The organism is Capnocytophaga bilenii (assembly GCF_017565765.1).
Classification (GTDB): Bacteria; Bacteroidota; Bacteroidia; order Flavobacteriales; family Flavobacteriaceae; genus Capnocytophaga; species Capnocytophaga bilenii.
Genome location: NZ_JAGDYP010000003.1, coordinates 297,092 through 318,389, shown reverse-complemented (window position 1 = coordinate 318,389; position 21,298 = coordinate 297,092). Strand labels below are relative to the sequence as shown.

14 protein-coding genes are annotated in these 21,298 nt (G+C 41.2%); 8 read left to right on the top strand and 6 right to left on the bottom strand.

The features are described 5' to 3' along the window. Nucleotides 1-17 precede the first annotated feature (17 nt). The 7 genes from J4N46_RS05865 (at nucleotide 18) to J4N46_RS05835 (ending at nucleotide 11,772) form a co-directional block, all read left to right on the top strand. Nucleotides 18-1,388 (top strand): DUF4302 domain-containing protein, encoded by a 1,371-nt coding sequence (locus J4N46_RS05865; protein ID WP_208058519.1) that lies wholly within the window; start codon nucleotides 18-20, stop codon nucleotides 1,386-1,388. A gap of 179 nt (nucleotides 1,389-1,567) precedes the next feature. Next, nucleotides 1,568-4,285 carry a carboxypeptidase-like regulatory domain-containing protein gene (locus J4N46_RS05860; protein WP_208058518.1) on the top strand — a complete coding sequence of 906 codons (2,718 nt, stop codon included), beginning with the start codon at nucleotides 1,568-1,570 and terminating at the stop codon, nucleotides 4,283-4,285. A gap of 11 nt (nucleotides 4,286-4,296) precedes the next feature. Further along, nucleotides 4,297-5,103 (top strand): DUF5689 domain-containing protein, encoded by an 807-nt coding sequence (locus J4N46_RS05855; protein WP_208058517.1) that lies wholly within the window; start codon nucleotides 4,297-4,299, stop codon nucleotides 5,101-5,103. A 124-nt stretch (nucleotides 5,104-5,227) separates the two neighbouring features. After that, a complete protein-coding gene (locus J4N46_RS05850) occupies nucleotides 5,228-6,736 on the top strand; it encodes a GH3 auxin-responsive promoter family protein (RefSeq protein WP_208058516.1) in 1,509 nt (502 codons plus the stop codon). A 154-nt stretch (nucleotides 6,737-6,890) separates the two neighbouring features. Continuing rightward, on the top strand, nucleotides 6,891-9,155 hold the full coding sequence (locus J4N46_RS05845; RefSeq protein WP_208058515.1) for an NADP-dependent malic enzyme: 2,265 nt from the start codon (nucleotides 6,891-6,893) through the stop codon (nucleotides 9,153-9,155). A gap of 24 nt (nucleotides 9,156-9,179) precedes the next feature. Then, a complete protein-coding gene (locus J4N46_RS05840; protein WP_208058514.1) occupies nucleotides 9,180-10,061 on the top strand; it encodes a hypothetical protein in 882 nt (293 codons plus the stop codon). Nucleotides 10,062-10,158: 97 nt separating this feature from the next. Further along, nucleotides 10,159-11,772, top strand: coding sequence for an L-lactate permease (locus tag J4N46_RS05835; protein ID WP_208058513.1), 1,614 nt, complete (start codon nucleotides 10,159-10,161; stop codon nucleotides 11,770-11,772). 647 nt (nucleotides 11,773-12,419) lie between these two features. On the opposite strand, the gene J4N46_RS05830 is transcribed toward J4N46_RS05835, so the two are convergent. After that, nucleotides 12,420-13,544 (bottom strand): DegT/DnrJ/EryC1/StrS family aminotransferase, encoded by a 1,125-nt coding sequence (locus J4N46_RS05830; RefSeq protein WP_208058512.1) that lies wholly within the window; start codon nucleotides 13,542-13,544, stop codon nucleotides 12,420-12,422. A 220-nt stretch (nucleotides 13,545-13,764) separates the two neighbouring features. Here J4N46_RS05830 and J4N46_RS05825 point away from each other — a divergent pair, with 220 nt between their 5' ends. Next, nucleotides 13,765-15,009, top strand: coding sequence for a 3-deoxy-D-manno-octulosonic acid transferase (locus J4N46_RS05825; protein ID WP_208058511.1), 1,245 nt, complete (start codon nucleotides 13,765-13,767; stop codon nucleotides 15,007-15,009). Between the two features lie 6 nt (nucleotides 15,010-15,015). Here J4N46_RS05825 and J4N46_RS05820 read toward each other — a convergent pair whose 3' ends face one another. From J4N46_RS05820 to J4N46_RS05800, 5 genes are all read right to left on the bottom strand, one after another. Next, nucleotides 15,016-17,304, bottom strand: coding sequence for a TonB-dependent receptor (locus J4N46_RS05820; protein ID WP_208058510.1), 2,289 nt, complete (start codon nucleotides 17,302-17,304; stop codon nucleotides 15,016-15,018). Between the two features lie 187 nt (nucleotides 17,305-17,491). Next, nucleotides 17,492-18,106 (bottom strand): 4'-phosphopantetheinyl transferase family protein, encoded by a 615-nt coding sequence (locus J4N46_RS05815; protein ID WP_208058509.1) that lies wholly within the window; start codon nucleotides 18,104-18,106, stop codon nucleotides 17,492-17,494. Between the two features lie 325 nt (nucleotides 18,107-18,431). Next, the gene (locus J4N46_RS05810; protein WP_208058508.1) at nucleotides 18,432-19,409 is read right to left on the bottom strand and encodes a pyruvate dehydrogenase complex E1 component subunit beta; all 978 of its coding nucleotides are present in this window, start codon (nucleotides 19,407-19,409) and stop codon (nucleotides 18,432-18,434) included. A gap of 409 nt (nucleotides 19,410-19,818) precedes the next feature. Then, nucleotides 19,819-20,787 (bottom strand): glycoside hydrolase family 130 protein, encoded by a 969-nt coding sequence (locus J4N46_RS05805; RefSeq protein WP_208058507.1) that lies wholly within the window; start codon nucleotides 20,785-20,787, stop codon nucleotides 19,819-19,821. 58 nt (nucleotides 20,788-20,845) lie between these two features. Further along, on the bottom strand, nucleotides 20,846-21,253 hold the full coding sequence (locus J4N46_RS05800; RefSeq protein WP_208058506.1) for a hypothetical protein: 408 nt from the start codon (nucleotides 21,251-21,253) through the stop codon (nucleotides 20,846-20,848). Nucleotides 21,254-21,298 lie beyond the last annotated feature (45 nt).

Genomic DNA, 21,298 nt, shown 5'->3' with positions numbered 1-21,298 from the left:
TTAAAAAAGACAGAACAATGAGAAAGTTTTTATTAATAACCCTTTTAGCGAGCTTGGCACTTACCTCGTGCCAAAAGAACGAGCCAGAGGACTTGTTTGGCAAGAACGCATCGCAGCGTTTTGAAGACAAACAAGCCGAACTGCGCCACGAGCTCACCTCTGCCCCCAACGGCTGGCGACTTACCTATTTCACCAATACCGAATACTTTGGGGGATACAATGTCCTAATGAAATTTACTAATGACGGGCTTGTGCAAATGTCGTCTGACATAAACCTTGAAAATGGTACCAGCTCTGTAACCACGAGCCAATACCAAATATTATTAGGACAAGGTACTATGCTATCTTTCGTAAGCAAAAATCACCTTCACATTCTTGCCGACTCTAATAAAGGTGAACGAGGCAAAGGATTTTATGGTGAATTTGAATTCCTTTACTACGGGAAAGAAGGTGATAAGCTAAAATTCAAAACCCAACGCTCGGCTACTGAGCAGTTCGTTTATTTTGAAAAAGCTACCCCTGAAGAGTGGGCAAATATAGGTAACAAATGGAGTAACTTTGTAGATATAATGAAAGACCGCTTTCACTATGTAGTAGAAGTAACGGGACCTGAAGGTACCGAAAACTACACTATGGGCTCAACTCGCTATCGCAAGGCAAGCTTTACCAGCTTAGACGACCCTAGAAAAGAAGTAATAACCGCAGGTGCATCACTCCTTGAAGATGGTTTGGTATTCAAACCTGCTGTTACCTTCCAAGGGAAAGAATTTACCAAGCTTACCAAAGACACCTCCACCACTCCCCCTAGCTATAAAGCAACCAATGGTGGTGTAACTGTAAAACTATACTATCGTGTAAATCCGCCCGATTCTTTCTTTGGTAATGATTATAAAGATTTTACTGTAGGTCCCATATCTGCTTGGATATGCAGCTCATATTTCTTTGAACACCAGTATACTGCACCTTATTTTTACAACAACTATATACGTGTGATGAAAGAGGCCGGTAGCAACCCTGCTAATTTCGTAAACTTCGGAATAGGAGAAATAGACAGAGATAATAACAAAATACATTTGCAAGTAGCTTATAAATTCTCAGGGCGCAACGAATTTATCTATTTGATATGCCCTTACGAAGTACGTGGAAATAAATTGTACTTTACAGGTACAGCTACTGAAGCTACAAGTGGAAGTAGCTGGAATCTTCCAGCTAATGCCCGCATAAAAGCTGCAGCCCTTACTGTACTAAACCGATTTAAAGACTTAGGTGCTGGCGGATTCAGAATCAAGAACACTAAAGTGACATACAGCTGGCTTTTCCATATATACGTATTGCAAAGCGTTACCCACCCCGAATATACCGTAGCTGGCTTCGGAATCGATTTTTAAAATAATTTTTTCATCTTCTATATTCAGATAATAGAGACGGGGGAGAGCTACACTCCCGTGTAGCTCTTTCTTTTTTACCCCAGCGGTTAGAATTTTAAACATTTTTTCTTGCAAATGCTGAATATTATTCGTACCTTTGCCTTGTAAAATTAATCTAACCATTAATCATTATACCACTTATGCCACTAAAAAACTTTCTTTATGTATTACTACTACTATCACTCCCTACAATGGCGCAGGTGAAAATGATGAAGATAGAAGGGACTGTGATTAACCAACAAACACAACTCCCTTTGCAAGGAGTAACAATTACCGTAAAACACCCTCTGCGACAAACTGCTACTGATGCTAAAGGAAACTACTCTTTACGACTACCCACAGGCGATTTTCTCCTTCTCTTCACCCTGCAAGGCTATACTCCACACGAAGAAGTATACTCTATAAATGACGAACTTACTACTACACTACCCACAGTGGCTATGCTGCGCAATGACCTGCAAGAAGAACAGCTCACAATGATTGCCGAAAACGAATTGGACAACGACCAAGCTGATGTTACAGGGGCTTTGCTACATAGCTGGCAAGATGTATTTACAAGGCGCGCTGCTTTTGATTTTAGTACGGTTTTTTTTAGGCAACGTGGTTACGATGCTAAAGACGTGAACGTGTTGCTGAATGGCATCCCTATGAACCGCTTAGAAAACGGACGCCCTCTATGGGCTAACTGGAGCGGACTGAACGACCTAACGCGCAACCAAGAGGTGTGCAACGGTTTAGAAAAATCAAACCATAGTTTTGGGGGTATGAATGGCAGTAACTATATAGGTGTGCGCGCTTCGCAAAACAGGGCAGGCATACGCCTTACCTCCTCTGTAAGCAACCGCAGCTATGCAGGGCGGCTGATGGTTACCTACCATTCGGGCTTGCTGCGCAACGGATGGGCATATAGCTTATCGGCATCACGCCGCTGGGCAGCCAACGGTAGCTGGGCAGAGGGTACGCACTACAACGCTTATGCTTTTGGTGCGGCTGTGGAATATCAGCCTACCGCAGCGCATAGTTTTAACTTTATAGGTTTGTTTTCGCCTGTAAATAGGGGTAAAACATCACCGCTGACCCGCGAGGTAATTGATTTGGTAAGATACCGATACAATCCTTACTGGGGAACCCAAAGGGGTGTGATGCGCAACTCACGCAATCGTATTGTTTCGGAACCTATTTTTGTACTATCATATATCTATGAAAAAGAAGATGCCCGCCTGAATATAGATTTAGGCTATCAGTTTGGCGAAATTGGCAATACACGCATCAGCTATGCCAATGCCACCAATCCTGAACCTAACTACTACAAGTTGTTACCGAGTTATTACATCAACAACGCTAATGGTGCTAATTGGGCAATGGCTAATGAGCAAAAGAATTACTTTTTGAGTCATTCGCAATTGGACTGGGTGGCACTATATCGTGCCAATAAAAATACTACCGATGGGCGTAGCTCATTTATAGTAAGTAATGATGTAATGAGAGAGCGTACCTTCACTGTAAATGTGAGTTACAACACAACTATTAACAGCCATACGAAGTTTTCGTCGGGAATAGTGTATCGCAATATTCATTCTGGTAACTACGCTTTGGTAGAAGATCTATTGGGCGGGCAATTTTTTATGAACTACGATTATTTTGAGCATACTCCTTACAATATTCTTGACAAGAATCTTCGCAAGGGAGTGGGCGAAAAATGGAACTACGATTACAACCTTCGCAGCCATATAGCGGAAGGCTTTGCGCAATGGGAAAGCAAATTGGGCAAATTAGACCTATTTGCCGCAGTGCGTTACTTTGACACTCAAACGCAGCGTGAAGGTAATTTTGCAAATCCTTCTTACCCTGATAGCTATGGCAAAGGCAGCCTTATTACGCAAAAAGGCATAAGCCTAAAAGCGGGGGCTACTTATGCCTTTACGGGCAGGCAGTTATTGCAGCTAAACGCGGGTTATTTCAGTACCCCCCAACCTCTTCGCAACCTCTATAACAATGTGCGAAACTCTAACGGCTTATTACCCCATATAAAATCTGAAAGTGCCTATACTGCCGATGTGAGCTATTTGGTACGCTTACCGAAACTTACAGGGCGGGCTACGGCATACTTCACTACCATAGAAAACGCTTCGGAAAACAACTTTTTCTATACCGAAGCTGCTCTGACTGATGAAATAGACCGCGACTTTGTAGCGCAAACCATTCAAGGAATACAAAAACAACACTTAGGGATAGAAATAGGTGCCGAAGCGATGCTATTGCCCACTGTAAAAGTATCGGTAGTGGCAGCAATAGGGCAACACATCTACAGCAACAATCCTTCATTACACATTACATCGGCTGGGGTGAATAAGACGATAGACAAAGTATGGCTAAAGAACTACCACCTGCCTAATGGCGCACAGCAGGCTTATGCCTTTGGTGCCGAATACCGCAGCCCCAAGAGTAATTGGTGGATAAGTGCTACCGCCAACTATCTCACTAACAACTACGTTGCTTTATCGGCACTGAATCGCACATCTCAGTTTTTTATAGACCCCGCTACTCATCGTCCTTTTGATAATATAGACCGCTCTTTAGCCCGAAAGCTATTGGCACAAGAGTCATTAGCCAATGTGATGACAATCAATGCACTTGTGGGCAAATCGTGGCGATTTAAGAAAACGTATACCTACCTAATGCTTAGCATCAACAATCTTTTTGACCGCTCGTTTTTAGCAGGTGGTTTTGAACAAGCCCGTACTGCCAACTACAAAAAGATGGTGCAGGACAACGCCCAACGGACGCCTTCCTTTGGCAACCGCTATTTTATAGGCTATGGGCGTACTTATATGGCAAACCTATCAGTAACTTTATAACCAATACAATAATGCAACTAAAATTCTTACTTATATGCTTTTTCGGCTTAGCGATAAGTGCTTGCGTAAAGAACAATGACTACCAAATACCCGATATTACCGCTCCTGTACCCGAATATACAGGCTCTATCATCAGTTTTGCGCAGCTAAAAGCCAAAACTTCCTCATCAATAGCTACTTATACCGATGATGAAGCGGTGGAAGGCTATGTAATATCCAGCGATGAGGGTAGGAACATCACCAAAAAGCTATATTTGCAAAATGCTGACAATACACAAGGCATTGTTATAGCCCTTGCCGATGAGGGTATTTACACTCAATTTCCGCTGGGCAGCAAAGTACGAGTATTATTAAAAGACTTGAGCTTTCAGCTAAACAACGCTGTTATAACAATAGGTTATGAAACCTATAAAAGCAAGAAAGGCTACCAAAGTGTGGGCTATATGCCCAAAGCCATCGTAGAGAAACACCTCTTTGCGCTGAGCGAAAAAAAGACTGTAGCCCAACTAACTACAACTTTAAATTCACTAGAAGTGAGCGATGCTGATGTGGGCAAATTATTCAGCATTAAAAACGTGCAATTTGAGGCAAGAGCGGTGGGCAAGTCGTTTTACGTGAGTAACAAAAAGAGCGGTGCCGGCACTAATTACAAGCTGATAGATAGCAATGGCAAGAGCTTGCTGTTGCGCACCAGCAATAGTGCCCTATTTAAAGACGAAAAAGTACCCGCAGGCAAAGTGAGGGTAACGGGTATCCTGAGCAAATTCGGCAAAGACTACCAGCTAATGATAAGCTACTACAGCGATTTACAATTTTGATACTAAGGCAATAAAATAATGTGCACTGGGCAGTTTTATTTTTTTGCTTATTAAAAAACTTTTATTATCTTTGTGCGATTTTTCATTAATAATTCATCATTAATCCTAATCATTAGTATTTTAAATGCTTAATACCATTACATCGTGGTTTTTAAAACGCCGCATTAGCCAAATACAAGAGTTTGTATTAGAACCCGAAAAAGTGCAAGAGCGCGTATTATCTTCCCTTATAAGTGCTGCCCAAGATACGGAATTGGGCAAGCAATATCACTTTTCAGAAATCAAGAATTACGAACAATTTGCCCAGCGAGTGCCTTTGACAACTTATGAAGCCTTTGAGCCTTATATAGAACGAGCAAGGCGCGGTGAACGCAACATATTTTGGCACAGCCCTATAAAATGGTTTGCCAAGAGTAGCGGTACTACCAACGCTAAGAGTAAATTTATACCTGTAAGCGAGGAGGCTTTGCGTGATTGCCACTACAAATCGGGGAAAGATATGCTTTGTATGTACTTGAACAACAACGAGGATTCGGGATTGTTTAGGGGTAAAAGTTTGCGATTGGGGGGTAGCAAGCAACTATATGAGCAAAATGGTACTTATTTTGGTGATTTATCGGCAATACTGATAGAAAATCTTCCTTTTTGGGCTGAATGGAGCTGTACGCCAAGCAACAAAACATCACAAATGAGTGAGTGGGAAAGCAAAATGAAAGCGATTATAAACGAGGCTAAAGACGAAAATGTAACGAGCCTTGTGGGCGTTCCTTCGTGGATGCTTGTATTGCTAAACCGCTTATTGGAAACCACCCAAAAAAGGCATCTTTTGGAATTGTGGCCTAACTTGGAGGTTTATTTTCACGGCGGGGTGAGCTTTATTCCTTACAAAGAACAATATCACAGCCTAATTCCTTCGGAAACTTTTCGGTACTATGAAACTTATAATGCTTCCGAAGGTTTTTTTGCTATACAAGACCGCAACGAATCGGATGAGATGTTGCTGATGCTTGATTACGGTATTTTTTACGAATTTATACCGATGGATGTTTTTGGCACTTCGGAAGAAAAAGCTATTCCGCTGAGCGAAGTGGAATTGGGCAAAAACTATGCGATGGTGATTAGTACCAATGCGGGCTTGTGGCGCTACATTATAGGTGATACGGTGCGTTTTACCTCGCTGTCGCCTTATCGCATCAAAATTACGGGCAGGACGAAGCATTTTATCAATGTTTTTGGTGAAGAATTAATCGTAGAAAATGCGGAACAGGCTCTGAAAAAGGCTTGTACTGCTACCCAAAGTAGTATTAGCGACTATACGGTGGCACCTATTTTTATGCAAGATAAAGAAAAAGGAGGACACGAGTGGCTAATAGAGTTTGGCAAGCCTCCGAAAGACATCGACAAGTTTGCCGAGCTATTAGATAGCGAACTACAAAAGCTAAATTCGGACTATGAGGCTAAGCGTTATAACAATATGACGCTGAATATGCTAAAAGTGCATATTGCGCGCCCTGAACTGTTTCACAAATGGCTGAAAGAGAAAGGAAAACTGGGTGGACAGAACAAAGTGCCACGCTTATCTAACAGCAGGGAATACTTGGATGAATTATTAATTATGAATTCTGAATTTTGAATTTTGAATTATGGGGGCTGGATTCTGAATTTTGAATTTTGAATTTTGAATTATGGGTTCTGAATTTTGAATTATGGGGGCTGGATTTTGAATTTGTTAATAGTTTCGTAACTTTGCCGCCTGAATAATTATTATAACCAATTTTTGAAAAAAAATGGATACACGCAAAAAAGAAGAGGCTTTACATTACCACGAGTTTCCACAACCTGGTAAAATAGCCATTGTACCGACTAAAAAACACGCAACTCAACACGATTTGGCATTGGCATACTCGCCTGGTGTGGCAGAGCCTTGCCTTGCCATAGCAGCTGATAAGAGCAACGCTTACAAATATACCGCTAAAAGTAACTTGGTGGCAGTAATCTCTAACGGTACTGCTGTATTGGGGCTTGGCGACATAGGGGCTGACGCTTCAAAACCTGTAATGGAGGGCAAGGGATTGCTATTTAAAATATTTGCAGGTATTGATGTATTTGATATAGAAGTAGATGCTACCGATGTAGACAAATTTATAGACACGGTAAAGGCTATTGCACCTACGTTTGGGGGGATAAACCTTGAGGATATTAAAGCTCCTGAGGCTTTTGAGATTGAACGCCGCCTGAAAGAGGAACTTGATATACCTGTGATGCACGATGACCAACACGGTACGGCTATCATATCGGCAGCTGCGCTTATTAATGCGCTGGAGATTGTGGGTAAAGATATTAGCAAGGTGAGCATTGTGGTGAATGGTGCGGGTGCTGCGGCTATCTCTTGCACGCGCTTGTACGTGGCTTTGGGTGCTGACCCTCGCAATATTGTGATGTGCGACAGCAAAGGGGTCATCAGGAAAGATGCGGCAAACCTCACTGCCCAAAAAGCTGAATTTGCGACAGACCGCGATGTACATACTCTGGAAGAGGCTGTGAAAGGGGCTGATGTATTCATCGGCTTATCAAAAGGTGATGTGCTTACCCCTGCAATGTTGCTTTCGATGGCTAAAGATGCTATTGTATTTGCAATGGCAAACCCTACCCCAGAAATAGATTACAACCTAGCAATAAACACCCGTGAGGATATCATTATGGCTACAGGTCGTTCGGATTATCCTAATCAGGTGAATAATGTATTAGGATTTCCGTATATATTCCGTGGGGCATTAGATGTGCGTGCTACGAAAATAAACGAGGAGATGAAGTTGGCTGCCGTACGAGCTATTGCGGAACTCGCTAAAAAGCCTGTGCCACAGCAAGTGAGCTTAGTATACGGGGGTGAAAACCTCGTATTTGGCAAAAACTACATTATCCCTAAACCTTTTGACCCTCGCCTTATACACGAAGTACCCCCTGCAATAGCCCAAGCGGCTATCGCTACAGGCGTAGCCCAAAAACCTATTACAGACTGGGAAGCCTACAAAGTGGAACTTATGGAACGCATAGGGGTGGGCAGCAAAGAAATACGTTTGTTGCAAGATCGTGCTAAACGCAATCCTAAGCGCATTGTTTTTGCGGAAGCAGACCAATTGGAAGTGCTAAAAGCTGCGCAACGAGTGTACGAAGACCGCATTGCTATCCCTATACTATTAGGGCGCAAAGATGTAATTACTGCTCTAAAAGAAGAAATAGGCTTTACAGGCGAAGTGGAGATTATAGACCCTAAATGCGATGACGAAAAAGAACGCCGTGATGCTTTTGCACAGCAATACTTAAAACTGCGCGAAAGAAGAGGTATCACAGAATTAGTGGCAGAACACCAGATGCTGGAACGCAATTATTTTGGTACGATGCTGGTGTATACAGGTCAGGCAGATGGTATGATTACAGGTTATTCACACTCCTACCCTAACGCTATTAAGCCTGTACTAGAAATTATCCCTAAAGAAGCAGGGGTAAATCGTATAGCGGCTGCGAGCATTATGCTCACCAAACAGGGTCCTCTATTCCTTTCGGATGCGACTATCAACATCAATCCTTCGGCAACTGAATTGGCTAATATTGCGTTGCTTACCGCAAAATCTGTACAGATATTTGGTCAGGAGCCTTCGGTAGCGATGTTGTCATACTCTAATTTTGGTTCGGCGACTTCGGAAAGTACTCTAAAAGTGCGTGAAGCAGTGGCTTACTTGCATAAAAACCACCCTGAATTGGTAGTAGATGGTGAAATACAAGCTGACTTTGCTATCAATCCTGAGAAATTGGCTAAAAATTATCCTTTCTCTAAGCTAAATAATGGCAAAGGGGCAAATGTGCTTATCTTCCCGAACTTGGAAGCTGCCAATATTACCTATAAAGTGGTGAAAGAAACACAGCACTTAGATACTATAGGGCCTGTGATATTGGGACTTTCTAAATCGATACATATCTGTACGCTGGGTTCTACCGCCGAAGAGATGGTAAATCTTGCTACTCTTGCGGTAATTGATGCTCAAAACAAATAACCCTTAGCTTTAACGCTGATGAATTTGAAGAAATTATTATTGTACATACTATGGCTGCTTGTAGGCACTACTGCCTACGGGCAGCTTTTTTCTTATGATTATCAGCAGGAAATAACAGGCGTAGGAGCCCAACAGTGGCACAAAGTAGTACTGCCCGAAGCTGTCTTTGGGAAGCTAAAAAGCGACTATGACGATTTGCGCATCTATGGGGTATCGGCAGTTGATACTATTGAGATACCTTATATAGTAGACCGCAACAATTATATCCTTACCAATAAGCGGACAGGCTTTGTGGATAGTACTTCGGTAAGAAAAGAAGTAGATTTTGAGCGCAATGAGGATACTCTAAAAAGAACGATATTGCGCATACAGCTTCCTGAAGCAATGCGCTTGGCAAAAATATCGGTTGCGGTGGAAGCTAATTACGACTATTACCGCTATATGAAAGTCCTCGCTGATAATTATCAGCTTTTGGGCACAGGAGTACTGAGCTCAAGAACCTCTAATGCCCTTTATTTTAATCCCGAAATTGTAAAAACACTACAAATAGAGATTGCTAACGCCGATAACCAGCCGTTGCCCATAAAGGGCGTGGCGGTGTATGCTCTGCCTTATACCTTTACGGCACGCTTTGCAGGCGAGGGGTATCGTTATTACTTGGCTTTTGGCAAAGCTAATGATTACGCACCTACTTATGATATCACCTATTTTACAAAAGATATTCCGAAACAGCTTACAAACGTAAGTTTTGGCACTCTTACTTCAACACAAAAAACAAAGCCTGATAGTAATAAAAAAAGTACCCCCAATGACGACCAAAAAGAAGCTAACACATTGTTATGGTGGATGATGGGTATTGTTGTGCTCCTGCTCTTTTTCTTCGGAGCAAGGATGGTGAAAAAATAAACTTCTTTGTTTTTGATATTTTTTCTTTCGTTATGATTGCATTTTATTAAAAAAGTATTATTTTTGCGCTCTGAAAAGAAAAAATTAAAAATGTACTATGGCTTTAATTCTTAGTGTACTACCTATTGTACTTCTTATTTATTTGATGGTAAAGCGCAACGCCTTGCCTTCATATATAGCATTACCACTTATAGCAGCATTGGTTTATGCTATTCAGTATTTTTATTTTAATGGTGATTTATTGACGCTAAATGCAAATGTTGTTTCGGCATTAATATCAGTAATGACTCCTATCACCGTAATTTTTGGTGCCGTTTTATTCAACCGAATGATGGAAATGTCGGGGGCTATGGATGTGATGCGCCGTTGGCTGGGTAATATCAGTCCGAACCCAGTAGCCCAACTGATGATCATAGGCTGGGCATTTGCTTTTATGATTGAAGGAGCGAGTGGTTTTGGTACTCCTGCTGCTATTGCAGCACCTTTATTGGTAGGGTTAGGGTTTCGCCCATTGCAGGTTGCGATACTTGCTTTGATAATGAACTCGGTACCCGTATCATTTGGAGCCGTAGGTACTCCTACTTGGTTTGGTTTTGGGACGCTTATCAACAAAGGAGACATCAACGATACACAACTTTCTGAAATAGGACAGATTACGGCTGTTATTCACTTTATAGCGGCGTTTGTAGTGCCTATTTTGGCACTCAAAGTAATTGTAAGCTGGAAACAAATACGCCAAAATCTTCTTTTTATAATCCTTAGTATTCTATCTTGTACCGTTCCTTATGTGGCTATAGCGTGGTTTAACTACGAGTTTCCTTCTTTGGTGGGAGGTGCTATAGGGTTGTTTATCTCGGTAGGTTTGGCAAGTGCTGGTATTGGCTTATCGAAGAATACCGAAACTCACGAAGGCAGTATGCATCACGAGAAAGTGAGCACACCGCTATTGCTAAAAGCTCTTTTCCCTACGGCTTCGCTCATTCTTATGCTGGCTATCACTCGTATTAAACAATTGCCTTTTAAAGCGATGCTTAATGATTCATCGGAGCTTTTCAGCCTGAACCTTGGCGACTTGGGTAATTTTCACCTAAGCAAGGGACTTATCTTCTCGCTTAGTGATATTTTTACGACTACTGAAAGTGCGAGCTACAAGTTGCTATACGTGCCTGCTTTGATTCCTTTTGTAATTACAGTGCTTATTGCTATTCCTGTTTTTTCACTGTCATTTAAACAATCGAGTAGTTTGTTTTCGGCTACTTTTAAACAGGTACAAAAGCCGTTTTTGGCTTTGGTGGGTGCCTTAATAATGGTGAATGTGATGCTTATAGGAGGCGAAAACTCGATGGTACAGATTATCGGACACGGATTGGCAAATGCTACTGGTGAATATTGGACGGTATTTGCTTCGTATTTAGGGGCTATAGGAGCGTTTTTCTCGGGATCTAATACGGTATCGAACCTTACCTTTGGTGGGGTACAATACTCGGTAGCAATGGCTTCGGGCTTATCGGTACCGCTTATTTTGGCTCTTCAATCGGTAGGGGGTGCTATGGGTAATATGGTTTGTATCAATAATATTATCGCAGTATGCTCGGTATTGGGAATTGATAAGGCTGAAGGAAAGATTATCAAGACTACTGCCGTGCCAATGTTTGTATATGGTATTATAGCGGCTATTGTAGCGCTATTTGTTATACCACTGTTATTTTAGGAATTTTGAATTCTGAATTCTGAATTTTGAATTAGGAAATTAGTAAAAAAAATCTGTCCGAAAGGTTGAGGAAACTTTTCGGACAGGTTTTTTTGTATTACATACTTTGGCAAACTCTTAAACATCCCCCCTGCCCCCCTTCAAAAGGGGGAGGTGGCGCAATAATTAACTTTGTCAAACTCTTAAAGTTTGCCAAAGTGTGTGGTGCAAAGGGGGGGAGGTGACGCAATCGTGCTTCTATAAAAATAAAAAGAGGCTGTTCGAGAGGTTTTGTTTTGTGGGGCGATTTGCCAATCGCCCCTACAATATGAATAAACATCCCCCCTTAACACATACTCCGCTGCGCCAGCTCGCGGACTTCCTTCAAAAGGGGGAGGTGGCGCAATTGTGCTTCTATAAAAATAAAAAGAGATTGTCTGAAAGGTTTTGTTTTGTGAGGGCGATTTGCCAATCGCCCTTACAATGTGAATGAACATCCCCCTGCCCCAAAAGGAAGAGGTGGTGCAATAATTAACTTTGTCAAACTCTTAAAGTTTGCCAAAGTGTGTGGTGCAAAGGGGGGGAGGTGGTGCAATCGTGCTTCTATAAAAATAAAAAGTGCGGGCTTTTGAGGCTCGCACTTTTTTTGTTGCATTATTATATTAGGGTTATACTGTTTTGTTTATAAGCTCAGTTATAAATGCTATTTGCTCATCGTCTAACTCGGTGTGCATTGGTAATGAAATTACTTCTTGCACGAGTTGGTTAGTAACGGCAAAATCGGCTTCGTTGTAGGTGGAGCGTGCATAGGCTTTTTGGGCGTGCAAGGGTATGGGGTAATAAATACCGAAAGGCACTCCGTTTTCTGTAAAGGCTTGTGCCAAAGCATCGCGTTTGCCATTGAGAATGCGTAGCGTGTATTGATGAAAAACGTGGTCGTAGCCTTCGCCTATCACGGGGGTTACGATATTGGGATTGTGAGCTAACGCCTCATCGTACTTTTGGGCTGCCTTGCGGCGCGCTTGGTTGTACTGGTTTAGATGAGGCAACTTGGCACGCAATACGGCTGCTTGCAGGGAATCTAACCTTGAATTGACTCCTACTACATCGTGGTGGTAGCGCACGTACATTCCGTGATTGACGATGCCTCGCAGTGTGTAAGCCAACTCATCGTCATTGGTGAAAATAGCTCCTCCATCGCCATAGCAACCTAAGTTTTTGGAAGGGAAGAACGAGGTTGCCCCCACGTGCCCTATGGTACCTACTTTTTGGGTGCGTCCATCGGCAAAAGTGTAATCGGCACCTATGGCTTGAGCGTTGTCTTCAATTACATATAGGTTGTGCTTTTTTGCCAATGCCATTACCGCTTCCATATTGGCTGGCTGCCCAAAAAGATGTACGGGTACAATCGCTTTGGTGCGCGGTGTTATGGCTTTTTCGATGGCTTCTACATTGATGTTGAAAGTATCGTCATAGACATCTACAAGCACTGGGGTGAGTTGCAACAGTGCTATTACTTCTACAGTAGCGGCAAAAGTAAAATCGGCAGTGATCACTTCATCACCAGGTTTTAATCCGAGTCCCATCATTGCTATTTGTAGGGCATCGGTACCATTGGCGCAGGGAATTACGTGTTTTACTCCTAAATATTGCTCTAACTCTTTTTGGAATTGTTGTACTTGAGGCCCGTTGATAAAGGCAGTGCTTTCTAATACCTCAGCAAAGGCGTCTTGTACTTGGTTTTTGATTTGGTTATACTGACCGTGTAGGTCTACCATTTGTATTTTTTTCATTGTAGAATGATTTTTAGCTATTTGTAATTTATAGCTGCAAAGATACAAAATAATGTTTAATGATTAAAACTTTAATGATTAGTTTTTTAGGTGTGAGCTTGCCGACTTTCCTTCGCTCATCCTTCGCTGAAGCTTCGCTTGAACAAAAGATAAACAAGGGGTGTACAATGGGTTTTATTTCGTATCTTTGCGGCTGAAAAAACTATATTCTTTTATCGTTGTGAAATTACTTTCATTTGTTATTCTGAAACTTTATACCTTTATTATCTACCTTATAAAGGGATTGTTGCCGCTGGTGGGCTGTTTTAATAAGAAAATTCGTTTGTTTGTGAATGGTCGTAAGGTGGTGTGGGATAGGCTCGCTTCGGGATTGGTGCCTAATGGGCGTTATGTGTGGGTGCATACGGCTTCGCTCGGTGAGTTTGAACAGGGGTTGCCTGTCATTAAGGCACTTAGGGGGCAAGGTTATCGCATTTTGGTAACGTTTTTCTCTCCTTCGGGCTATGAAGTACGCAAAAATAGCCAAGATGCCGACCTGATTGTTTATTTACCGCTTGATACGACTGCCAATGCGAAGCGTTTTGTGGAGACTGTGCGCCCTGTGATGGCTATTTTTGTGAAATATGAGTTTTGGTTGCACTATTTGCATACGCTAAAGGGCGCTGGCGTGCCTACTTACCTGCTATCGGGGATTTTTCGTTCCGAACAAGCGTTTTTTAAATGGTATGGCGGGGTGATGCGTGAGGGCTTGCGCTGCTTTACTCACTTTTTTGTACAGAATGAGGATTCGGCTATGCTGCTCAGCGGTTTGGGTTTTGAGAATGTAACGGTGAGTGGCGACACGCGTTTTGACCGGGTGTATGAAATTTTGCAGCGCGATAATCAGTTGGATTTTGTAGCGCATTTTAAGGGAGATAGATTATGTATGGTTTTTGGCAGCTCGTGGGCTTTAGATGAGGCTATTTACGCAAATTTTATCAACCAATGCGAGAATGTGAAGTTTATCATAGCGCCTCATAACATTCACGCTAATGAGATAGGGGCGTTACGGGACAAACTCAATAAAAAAGTAGTGCTTTACAGCGAAAAGGATACTGCCGATTTGACTACTGCCGAAGTGCTTATCGTTGATACGGTGGGATTGCTGACGAAAATATACAGCTATGCCGATGTGGCTTATGTGGGCGGCGGTATGGGTACGCAGGGCTTGCACAATGTGCTGGAACCTGCCGTTTTTGGTATTCCTGTAGTGATAGGGAAGAATTACGAGAAGTTTAACGAAGCACGTGAGCTGGTTGGCTTAGGTGGGGTCATTTCGGTGGCTTCGGCTGAGGGTTTTGAGAAAGTTATGGGCGAACTGGTAACCAATGCTGAAAAGCGTGAGGTTATAGGGGCTATCAATCGCAAATATATAGGGCAAAAAAAAGGTGCTACTGCGGCTTTTATGGCTGCAGTAGCACGATGAAAAAAATTATTTTATCTTGAGTCCTACAAAGATAGTTCGTGGTAGTGAAGGTCCGTAGATGTAATCGGAATCGCGGTCGGCACCTTTATCAAAGTCGTTTTGGTATTGGTTGAACATATTTTTAACACCGCAGCTCACTTCTAACGGGAAGAATTTCTTCCATTTGAACTCATAAGAAGTATTGAGCCCAAAATCAACCATTCCTTTAGTAGTTTCCAATCGGTTTTCGGTGATATAACCTGTTCTATGAGGTACTTTCATACTGCCTGTGTATACGGTAACGAGGTTGATATTCCACTGTGGCACAGGGCGATAGGTAGCCATTAGGTTTCCGTATAGGTTGGGGGTACGCAATATTTCATCGGAAGTTATACCATCTTCGGGAGTTTGAGGGCTGTTGTATTTAGCACTTTGCATAGTAGCTGCAAGTTGGCATTGCCATTTGGGATTAGGGCTATATTTCACTTCTATATTTACCCCTTTTACGACCGCTCCATCGGTATTGATTTTTTGTCTTACACGGAAGCCGTTTTCTTTGCCTATTTCTTCATAATCGAATCGGTCGTGTAGGGCGGTGTAAAATCCTTCAATCATAGCGATAAGCTGGTGAGTGTCGTGGGTATGATTATACTCGAAAGAGGCTGTATAGCTATCGGAAGTTTCTTTTTTGAGGTCTTCGGCTAATTTTACGCGGCGTATATCCCCTTCAATAAGCTCGGCGTGAACATCTTCTGAATAAAACATTGGAGCTCGGAAACCGCGTGCGTAACTTCCGCGTAGAATAAAGTTTTCGTTGATATTATAAAGAGCACTTGCACGAGGGTTTAGCACGGTGATGCTTTCTTTAAGTAGAGAAGCATTGACGTGGTCTAAACGCAAGCCTCCTAAAACTTTGAATTTAGGTGATATTTTCCAGTCGGCTTGGCTAAACAATCCAAAGGTGTTCGATTTTTGATTTATAGCGAAAATATTGGGGTTTTGTCGTGTTTCTGAAAGGACATCGTGGTTGAACTCGGCTCCTGAAGTGAGTTGCAACTGTCCTTTAGCGGTGGGCAGGTAGTAGGTGTGTTGCCCGCCGAGTACCCAGATATGTTCTTTGGTAAGACCATAATTACCTGTTGATTTTTCTATATCGGTACCATCGAAGCTGCCGTAGTAGTTATCGGCACGTGTGCGTTCGGCACTAGCGTAGGCTGATAGTTTGTGGTTGTAGGCTGCTGAGAAATAGTCGTAATTGGCATTACCTCCTATTACTTTGGTACGGATGCTTTCGGCAACGTCGGCAAGGTGTTCTGGAAGGTCTAATTTATTCCCTCCGCGTCTGTCTTCATCGCTCATATTGAGTTCGGCAGTAAATTTATGACGGTCGGTGAAGTGGTTGAAAAGTTTAGCCCCTGCATTTAGGTTTTGTAGGCGTGTAATTTCGCTAAAATCATCGCCGTTGGCATCGTAACTTTGGCGATTGCGGTTGAAGGCGTGGAAAGAAATGCCTCGCATATAATTGTCGCTTACAATAGAGCCGTTGAAGGTGCTTATGATGTCGGCAGATTTACCACCAATGAGGTTGCTTACGATACCTGCTTGTGCTTCGTTTTTGATAGGGTCTTTGGTAATAACGTTGATAGTACCTGCGATAGCATTAGAGCCGAAGAGTGCTGAACCACCACCGCGAATTACTTCAATACGCTCAATCATATTAGCAGGGATTTGGTCTAAGCCATAAACGCCATTGAGCGAACCAAATATGGGGCGGCTATCGATGAGGATTTGTGAGTAGGAGCCTTCCATACCATTGATGCGCACTTGTGTAGTACCACAGTTTTGGCAGTTTACTTCGGTACGCAAGCCGGGTTGAAATACTAACGCATCGATAAGGCTGTGAGCTTTTACAATAGTAAGCTCTTTTTGTGAGGTTATGCTTACCAGCACAGGGGCATCTTTGCGGTTTTCTTTGGTTTTGGTGGCGGTAATAACAACTTCGTCTATACCGAGTACATCTTCTTTTAGAGCGATATTTTGCTCGGTAGTTTCGCCTGCGGTAATGGTTACCTTATCGTTATAGGGTATATAGCCTAATGAAAGTACTTTTAGGCGATATTCACCCGCAGGGAGGGACAAGGAAAACTCACCTTTTCGGTTGGAGGTTGTCCATTTTTTAATGTTATTGCTTTCTAATTGCACTGATACGGCCTCTAAAGGAAGGTCATCAGAAGTGATATGCCCCTTGAAAGTACCTTCTTGAGCAAGTGCTATGGCACTGATTGCTAAACAAATAGCAGTAAAGAATGTTTTCATTATGGTTATTCATTTAATTAATTAATTCGGTGCAAATATACAACATTTTTAGACACATCAAAAAAATATATGCAATATAATAAAAATTTTAACATTTTGCTTATCTAAATGCGATGTATTTTAGGGCACAAAAAAAGCTTAGAAAGCTGTAGCCTTCTAAGCTGTGATTAATGAAAACAAAATTAAATTACTCATAACAATATCCTAATACATACTCTTCCAAGTTTTTGAAATAAACGGTGTAAAAGGTATTGTCTATTTTTATTTCCGTACATTTATCGGTAGGGAAAAAGTCACGTACTTTTACATCATTGAGTGTAAGGGAAGGTGTATTATGGATTTTAAACCCGACTTCTTTAGCACACCATATCATTGTGAGTTTTTGAACAATAGTATCTTCGGAAAAAGCAGCTTTGCTGTAGTTCCATTGCGTAAATTTACTTGCAATGCGGACAATTTTTTCTCGCTTTTTTTCTATATCAACACCTACCTTGTGCTTGGTGCTTATAATGATAGATACTTTGTTAAACGAATGACTTATTGATATTTGATAGCCACTCTTGAGTAATGGTTTGCCATAAGAATCGTAATAAAGAGCGGTGGCATCGTAGCCTAACTCTTTCAGGAGCAAACGAGCTGCTAAAAAATTTTTCTTAGCCGCCTCGTTGTGAATAGCCTCAAACAGGTTTTGCTGTTCAGGCGATAGTGAGACCCCTTGTTGTAATTTCGCAAGGGCTTCCTCTACAGTCCATACATATAAGACTGTGTGAGGATCGATCTCGAATGTTCTTACTAATGGCATATTATTTCTTTCATCTATTCTGCAGCAAAGGTAATTATTTTTTGATAAAATCCAAAGTATGAAAAAAAGACTTTTTTTCTTTAACATAATTGGTTTGTTAATTTTCTTGAGTTTATTCTTAATTTTTGTGTATAAATTAAGAGTAACATCTGTTTATATAGTTAAAATCCGTCAATATAAGCAATTTAAAATTTAACACAGCTATAGATTAATTTTAACAGTACTTTAAGCATTTTATGCTTAATTATCTGTAGTTTTCAGGGAATAAAAAAGCACCCTTACTAAAATTAGCAAGGATGCTTCAATGAAATGAATTATAACTATCTTATTTATAAAGCACTTTTTTTACTGCTTTTACCACATCTTCAGCATTAGGTAAAAACTCTTTCAATAATTCTGAAGAGAAAGGAGCTGGTGTATCGGTAGTGGTGATACGTTGTACAGGTGCATCTAAGTAATCAAAAATATGCTCTTGCACTTGGTATGTGATTTCTGAAGATACACTACTGAAAGGCCAAGCTTCTTCTAAAATAACCAAACGATTGGTTTTCTTTACAGAATTGAATATAGTTTCAAAATCTAACGGGCGCACAGTACGCAAATCGATGATTTCACACTCAATACCTTCTTTTGCTAATTGTTCAGCAGCTTTGTGAGCCTCTTTGATGATTTTACCAAAAGATACTATTGTAACATCATTACCTGCACGTTTAATATCAGCAACACCTAATGGAATAGTATATTCTTCTTCAGGCACTTCGCCTTTATCGCCATACATGTGTTCTGATTCCATAAAGATAACAGGGTCGTTATCGCGTATTGCCGATTTTAGCAATCCTTTAGCATCGTAAGGAGTAGAAGGTACCACTACTTTCAAACCAGGGCAGTTGGCATACCAATTTTCAAACGCTTGAGAGTGAGTTGCGGCTAATTGTCCTGCTGATGCGGTAGGGCCTCTAAAAACGATAGGCACAGTAAATTGTCCGCCAGACATTTGGCGCATTTTGGCAGCATTGTTGATAATTTGGTCTATAGCTACCAATGAAAAGTTGAACGTCATAAATTCAACTATAGGACGGTTACCATTCATTGCTGCTCCTACCGAGATACCTGCAAAACCGCTTTCGGCAATAGGGGTATCGATAATGCGTTTTGGTCCAAACTCATCGAGCATTCCTTTAGAGGCTTTGTAAGCACCGTTGTATTCGGCTACTTCTTCACCTATTAAATAAACCGATTCATCGCGACGCATCTCTTCGCTCATTGCCTCGCATACGGCTTCTCTAAACTGTATTGTTCTCATTTATATTAAGATAAAAATTGTATGATTAAATTTTTCTTTTTCAAACGCAAAAGTAATAATAATAATTGAATATCCTACATTTTTGCGATTTTTATTTCGTGTTTTTTTTCTAATGTATTGTTTTATAATATTTTATAAATATGGAATTTTGTTGCTCATTTATAAAATACAGGTATAGAGCCCAATATGAAATAACTACCTTCTCTGCAGCAAGTTGTAAAACGAAGCCGACTTTATATAGCTTTGTTTCTTCTTATTGACGGGTATTACTTCTAAAAATCCTAAATCAACTAATTGCTTTAGGTCGGTGTTTCTATCATTGTTATAGGGTTTTGAAATGCAAAAATAAGAAAAATTGCGTGATTTACGGAAAATCACGCAATTTTTCTTATTTTGCTATCCTTTTAAACTACAGTGAATTTTCTTTTGTAAATTTCACTATCTCGCTGATATGTCCAAAGGCAACCCCTACTACAGTATCGGCAGCACCATAATATACAGCTACCTTATCCTCTTCAGTACTGTGCAAAGCTGCACAAGGGAATACTACATTAGGCACATCGCCAGTAGTTTCGTACAAGGTAGCAGGCGCTAAAAGATAAGGTTGTGTGCGCGCGATCACTCGGCTTGGGTCTTCTAAATCGAGCAAAGCTGCCCCCATAGAGTAACGGAAGCCGTTGCAGGTATTGATTACACCGTGATAAAACAATAACCAGCCTTCAGCTGTTTTGATAGGCACTGCTCCTGCACCAATTTTAGTACATTGCCAAGCACTATCCATAAAAGGAGATACTTTCATCACACAACGATGTTCGCCCCAGTATTTCATATCAGGACTATAGCTCACAAAAATATCACCAAAAGGGGTATGCCCATTATCGCTTGGGCGACTAAGCATTGCGTATTTGCCGTTTATTTTTTCAGGGAAAAGCACTCCATTACGATTGAACGGAAGGAAGGCGTTTTCGCATTGGAAAAACTCTTTAAAATCATAGGTGTAGGCAATGCCGATAGTAGGCCCGCAATAGCCATTGCACCACGTTACCCAATATCTGTCTTCAATAAAAGTAACGCGAGGGTCGTACTTATAGTCGGAAGGGATAAAGCTTGTGTTACCCGCTTTCATCACTATTGGGTCGTGGTTGATTTCCCAATGCAATCCATCTTTGCTAAAGCCTGCAAATATGTTCATTTGCACAGCTTTATTATCGCAGCGAAATACACCTGCATAGCCATCGCCAAAGGGTACCACTGCTGAATTGAAGATACTGTTTGAACTTGGAATGTCGTATCTTCCAATAATAGGGTTTTCGCTATAACGCCATAGCACATCATTGCACCCCGCTGGGCGATCTTGCCAAGGAATTTTATTACTCATTATTTTTTTGTTTTGATTTTTGTTTTTCAACTATTTATAATCATTTGTTTTTGTTGTGTTAGTTTGTCTCTGCAAAGTTAATGTCTAACACTACTATTTTATCATCTTCTTTATTGTAAACACCTCTCAAGAACTGATCTCTAAAATAGAAATTGTAATCCTGATACGAATAGTTGTTGTTAGCAGCTGAGAAGATAACTTGGTTGTTGCGCTTGTTGATGCGCCAAGCTACTTCTACCTTGTAGATAAGACGTGGTTTTTTAGCAACTGATAGTCTTTCTTCTTCAATAATAGCCTTGTCTTTCAAAAAACGGATTTTCATAGACTGCATACTGCTGATGCTGTCGCCAACTACAATTTTATTGATAGCTCCTGTAAAATGTTTGTTGATAAGATCAAGGCGTTCCTGCGAAAAGACGCTCAATGTGCTAAAAGACAACAAACAAAAAAAAAGTTTTTTTCTCATAAAATTATTATTTAGTTTCTCTTTTACATTCTCTTTTTTATTTAT

What these genes read in the sequence shown, in the direction of transcription:
- J4N46_RS05865 (WP_208058519.1), top strand. Translation starts at nt 18, where the DNA reads ATGAGAAAGTTTTTATTAATAACCCTTTTAGCGAGCTTGGCACTTACC.
- J4N46_RS05860 (WP_208058518.1), top strand. Translation starts at nt 1,568, where the DNA reads ATGCCACTAAAAAACTTTCTTTATGTATTACTACTACTATCACTCCCT.
- J4N46_RS05855 (WP_208058517.1), top strand. Translation starts at nt 4,297, where the DNA reads ATGCAACTAAAATTCTTACTTATATGCTTTTTCGGCTTAGCGATAAGT.
- J4N46_RS05850 (WP_208058516.1), top strand. Translation starts at nt 5,228, where the DNA reads ATGCTTAATACCATTACATCGTGGTTTTTAAAACGCCGCATTAGCCAA.
- J4N46_RS05845 (WP_208058515.1), top strand. Translation starts at nt 6,891, where the DNA reads ATGGATACACGCAAAAAAGAAGAGGCTTTACATTACCACGAGTTTCCA.
- J4N46_RS05835 (WP_208058513.1), top strand. Translation starts at nt 10,159, where the DNA reads ATGGCTTTAATTCTTAGTGTACTACCTATTGTACTTCTTATTTATTTG.
- J4N46_RS05830 (WP_208058512.1), bottom strand. Translation starts at nt 13,544, where the DNA reads ATGAAAAAAATACAAATGGTAGACCTACACGGTCAGTATAACCAAATC.
- J4N46_RS05820 (WP_208058510.1), bottom strand. Translation starts at nt 17,304, where the DNA reads ATGAAAACATTCTTTACTGCTATTTGTTTAGCAATCAGTGCCATAGCA.
- J4N46_RS05815 (WP_208058509.1), bottom strand. Translation starts at nt 18,106, where the DNA reads ATGCCATTAGTAAGAACATTCGAGATCGATCCTCACACAGTCTTATAT.
- J4N46_RS05810 (WP_208058508.1), bottom strand. Translation starts at nt 19,409, where the DNA reads ATGAGAACAATACAGTTTAGAGAAGCCGTATGCGAGGCAATGAGCGAA.
- J4N46_RS05805 (WP_208058507.1), bottom strand. Translation starts at nt 20,787, where the DNA reads ATGAGTAATAAAATTCCTTGGCAAGATCGCCCAGCGGGGTGCAATGAT.
- J4N46_RS05800 (WP_208058506.1), bottom strand. Translation starts at nt 21,253, where the DNA reads ATGAGAAAAAAACTTTTTTTTTGTTTGTTGTCTTTTAGCACATTGAGC.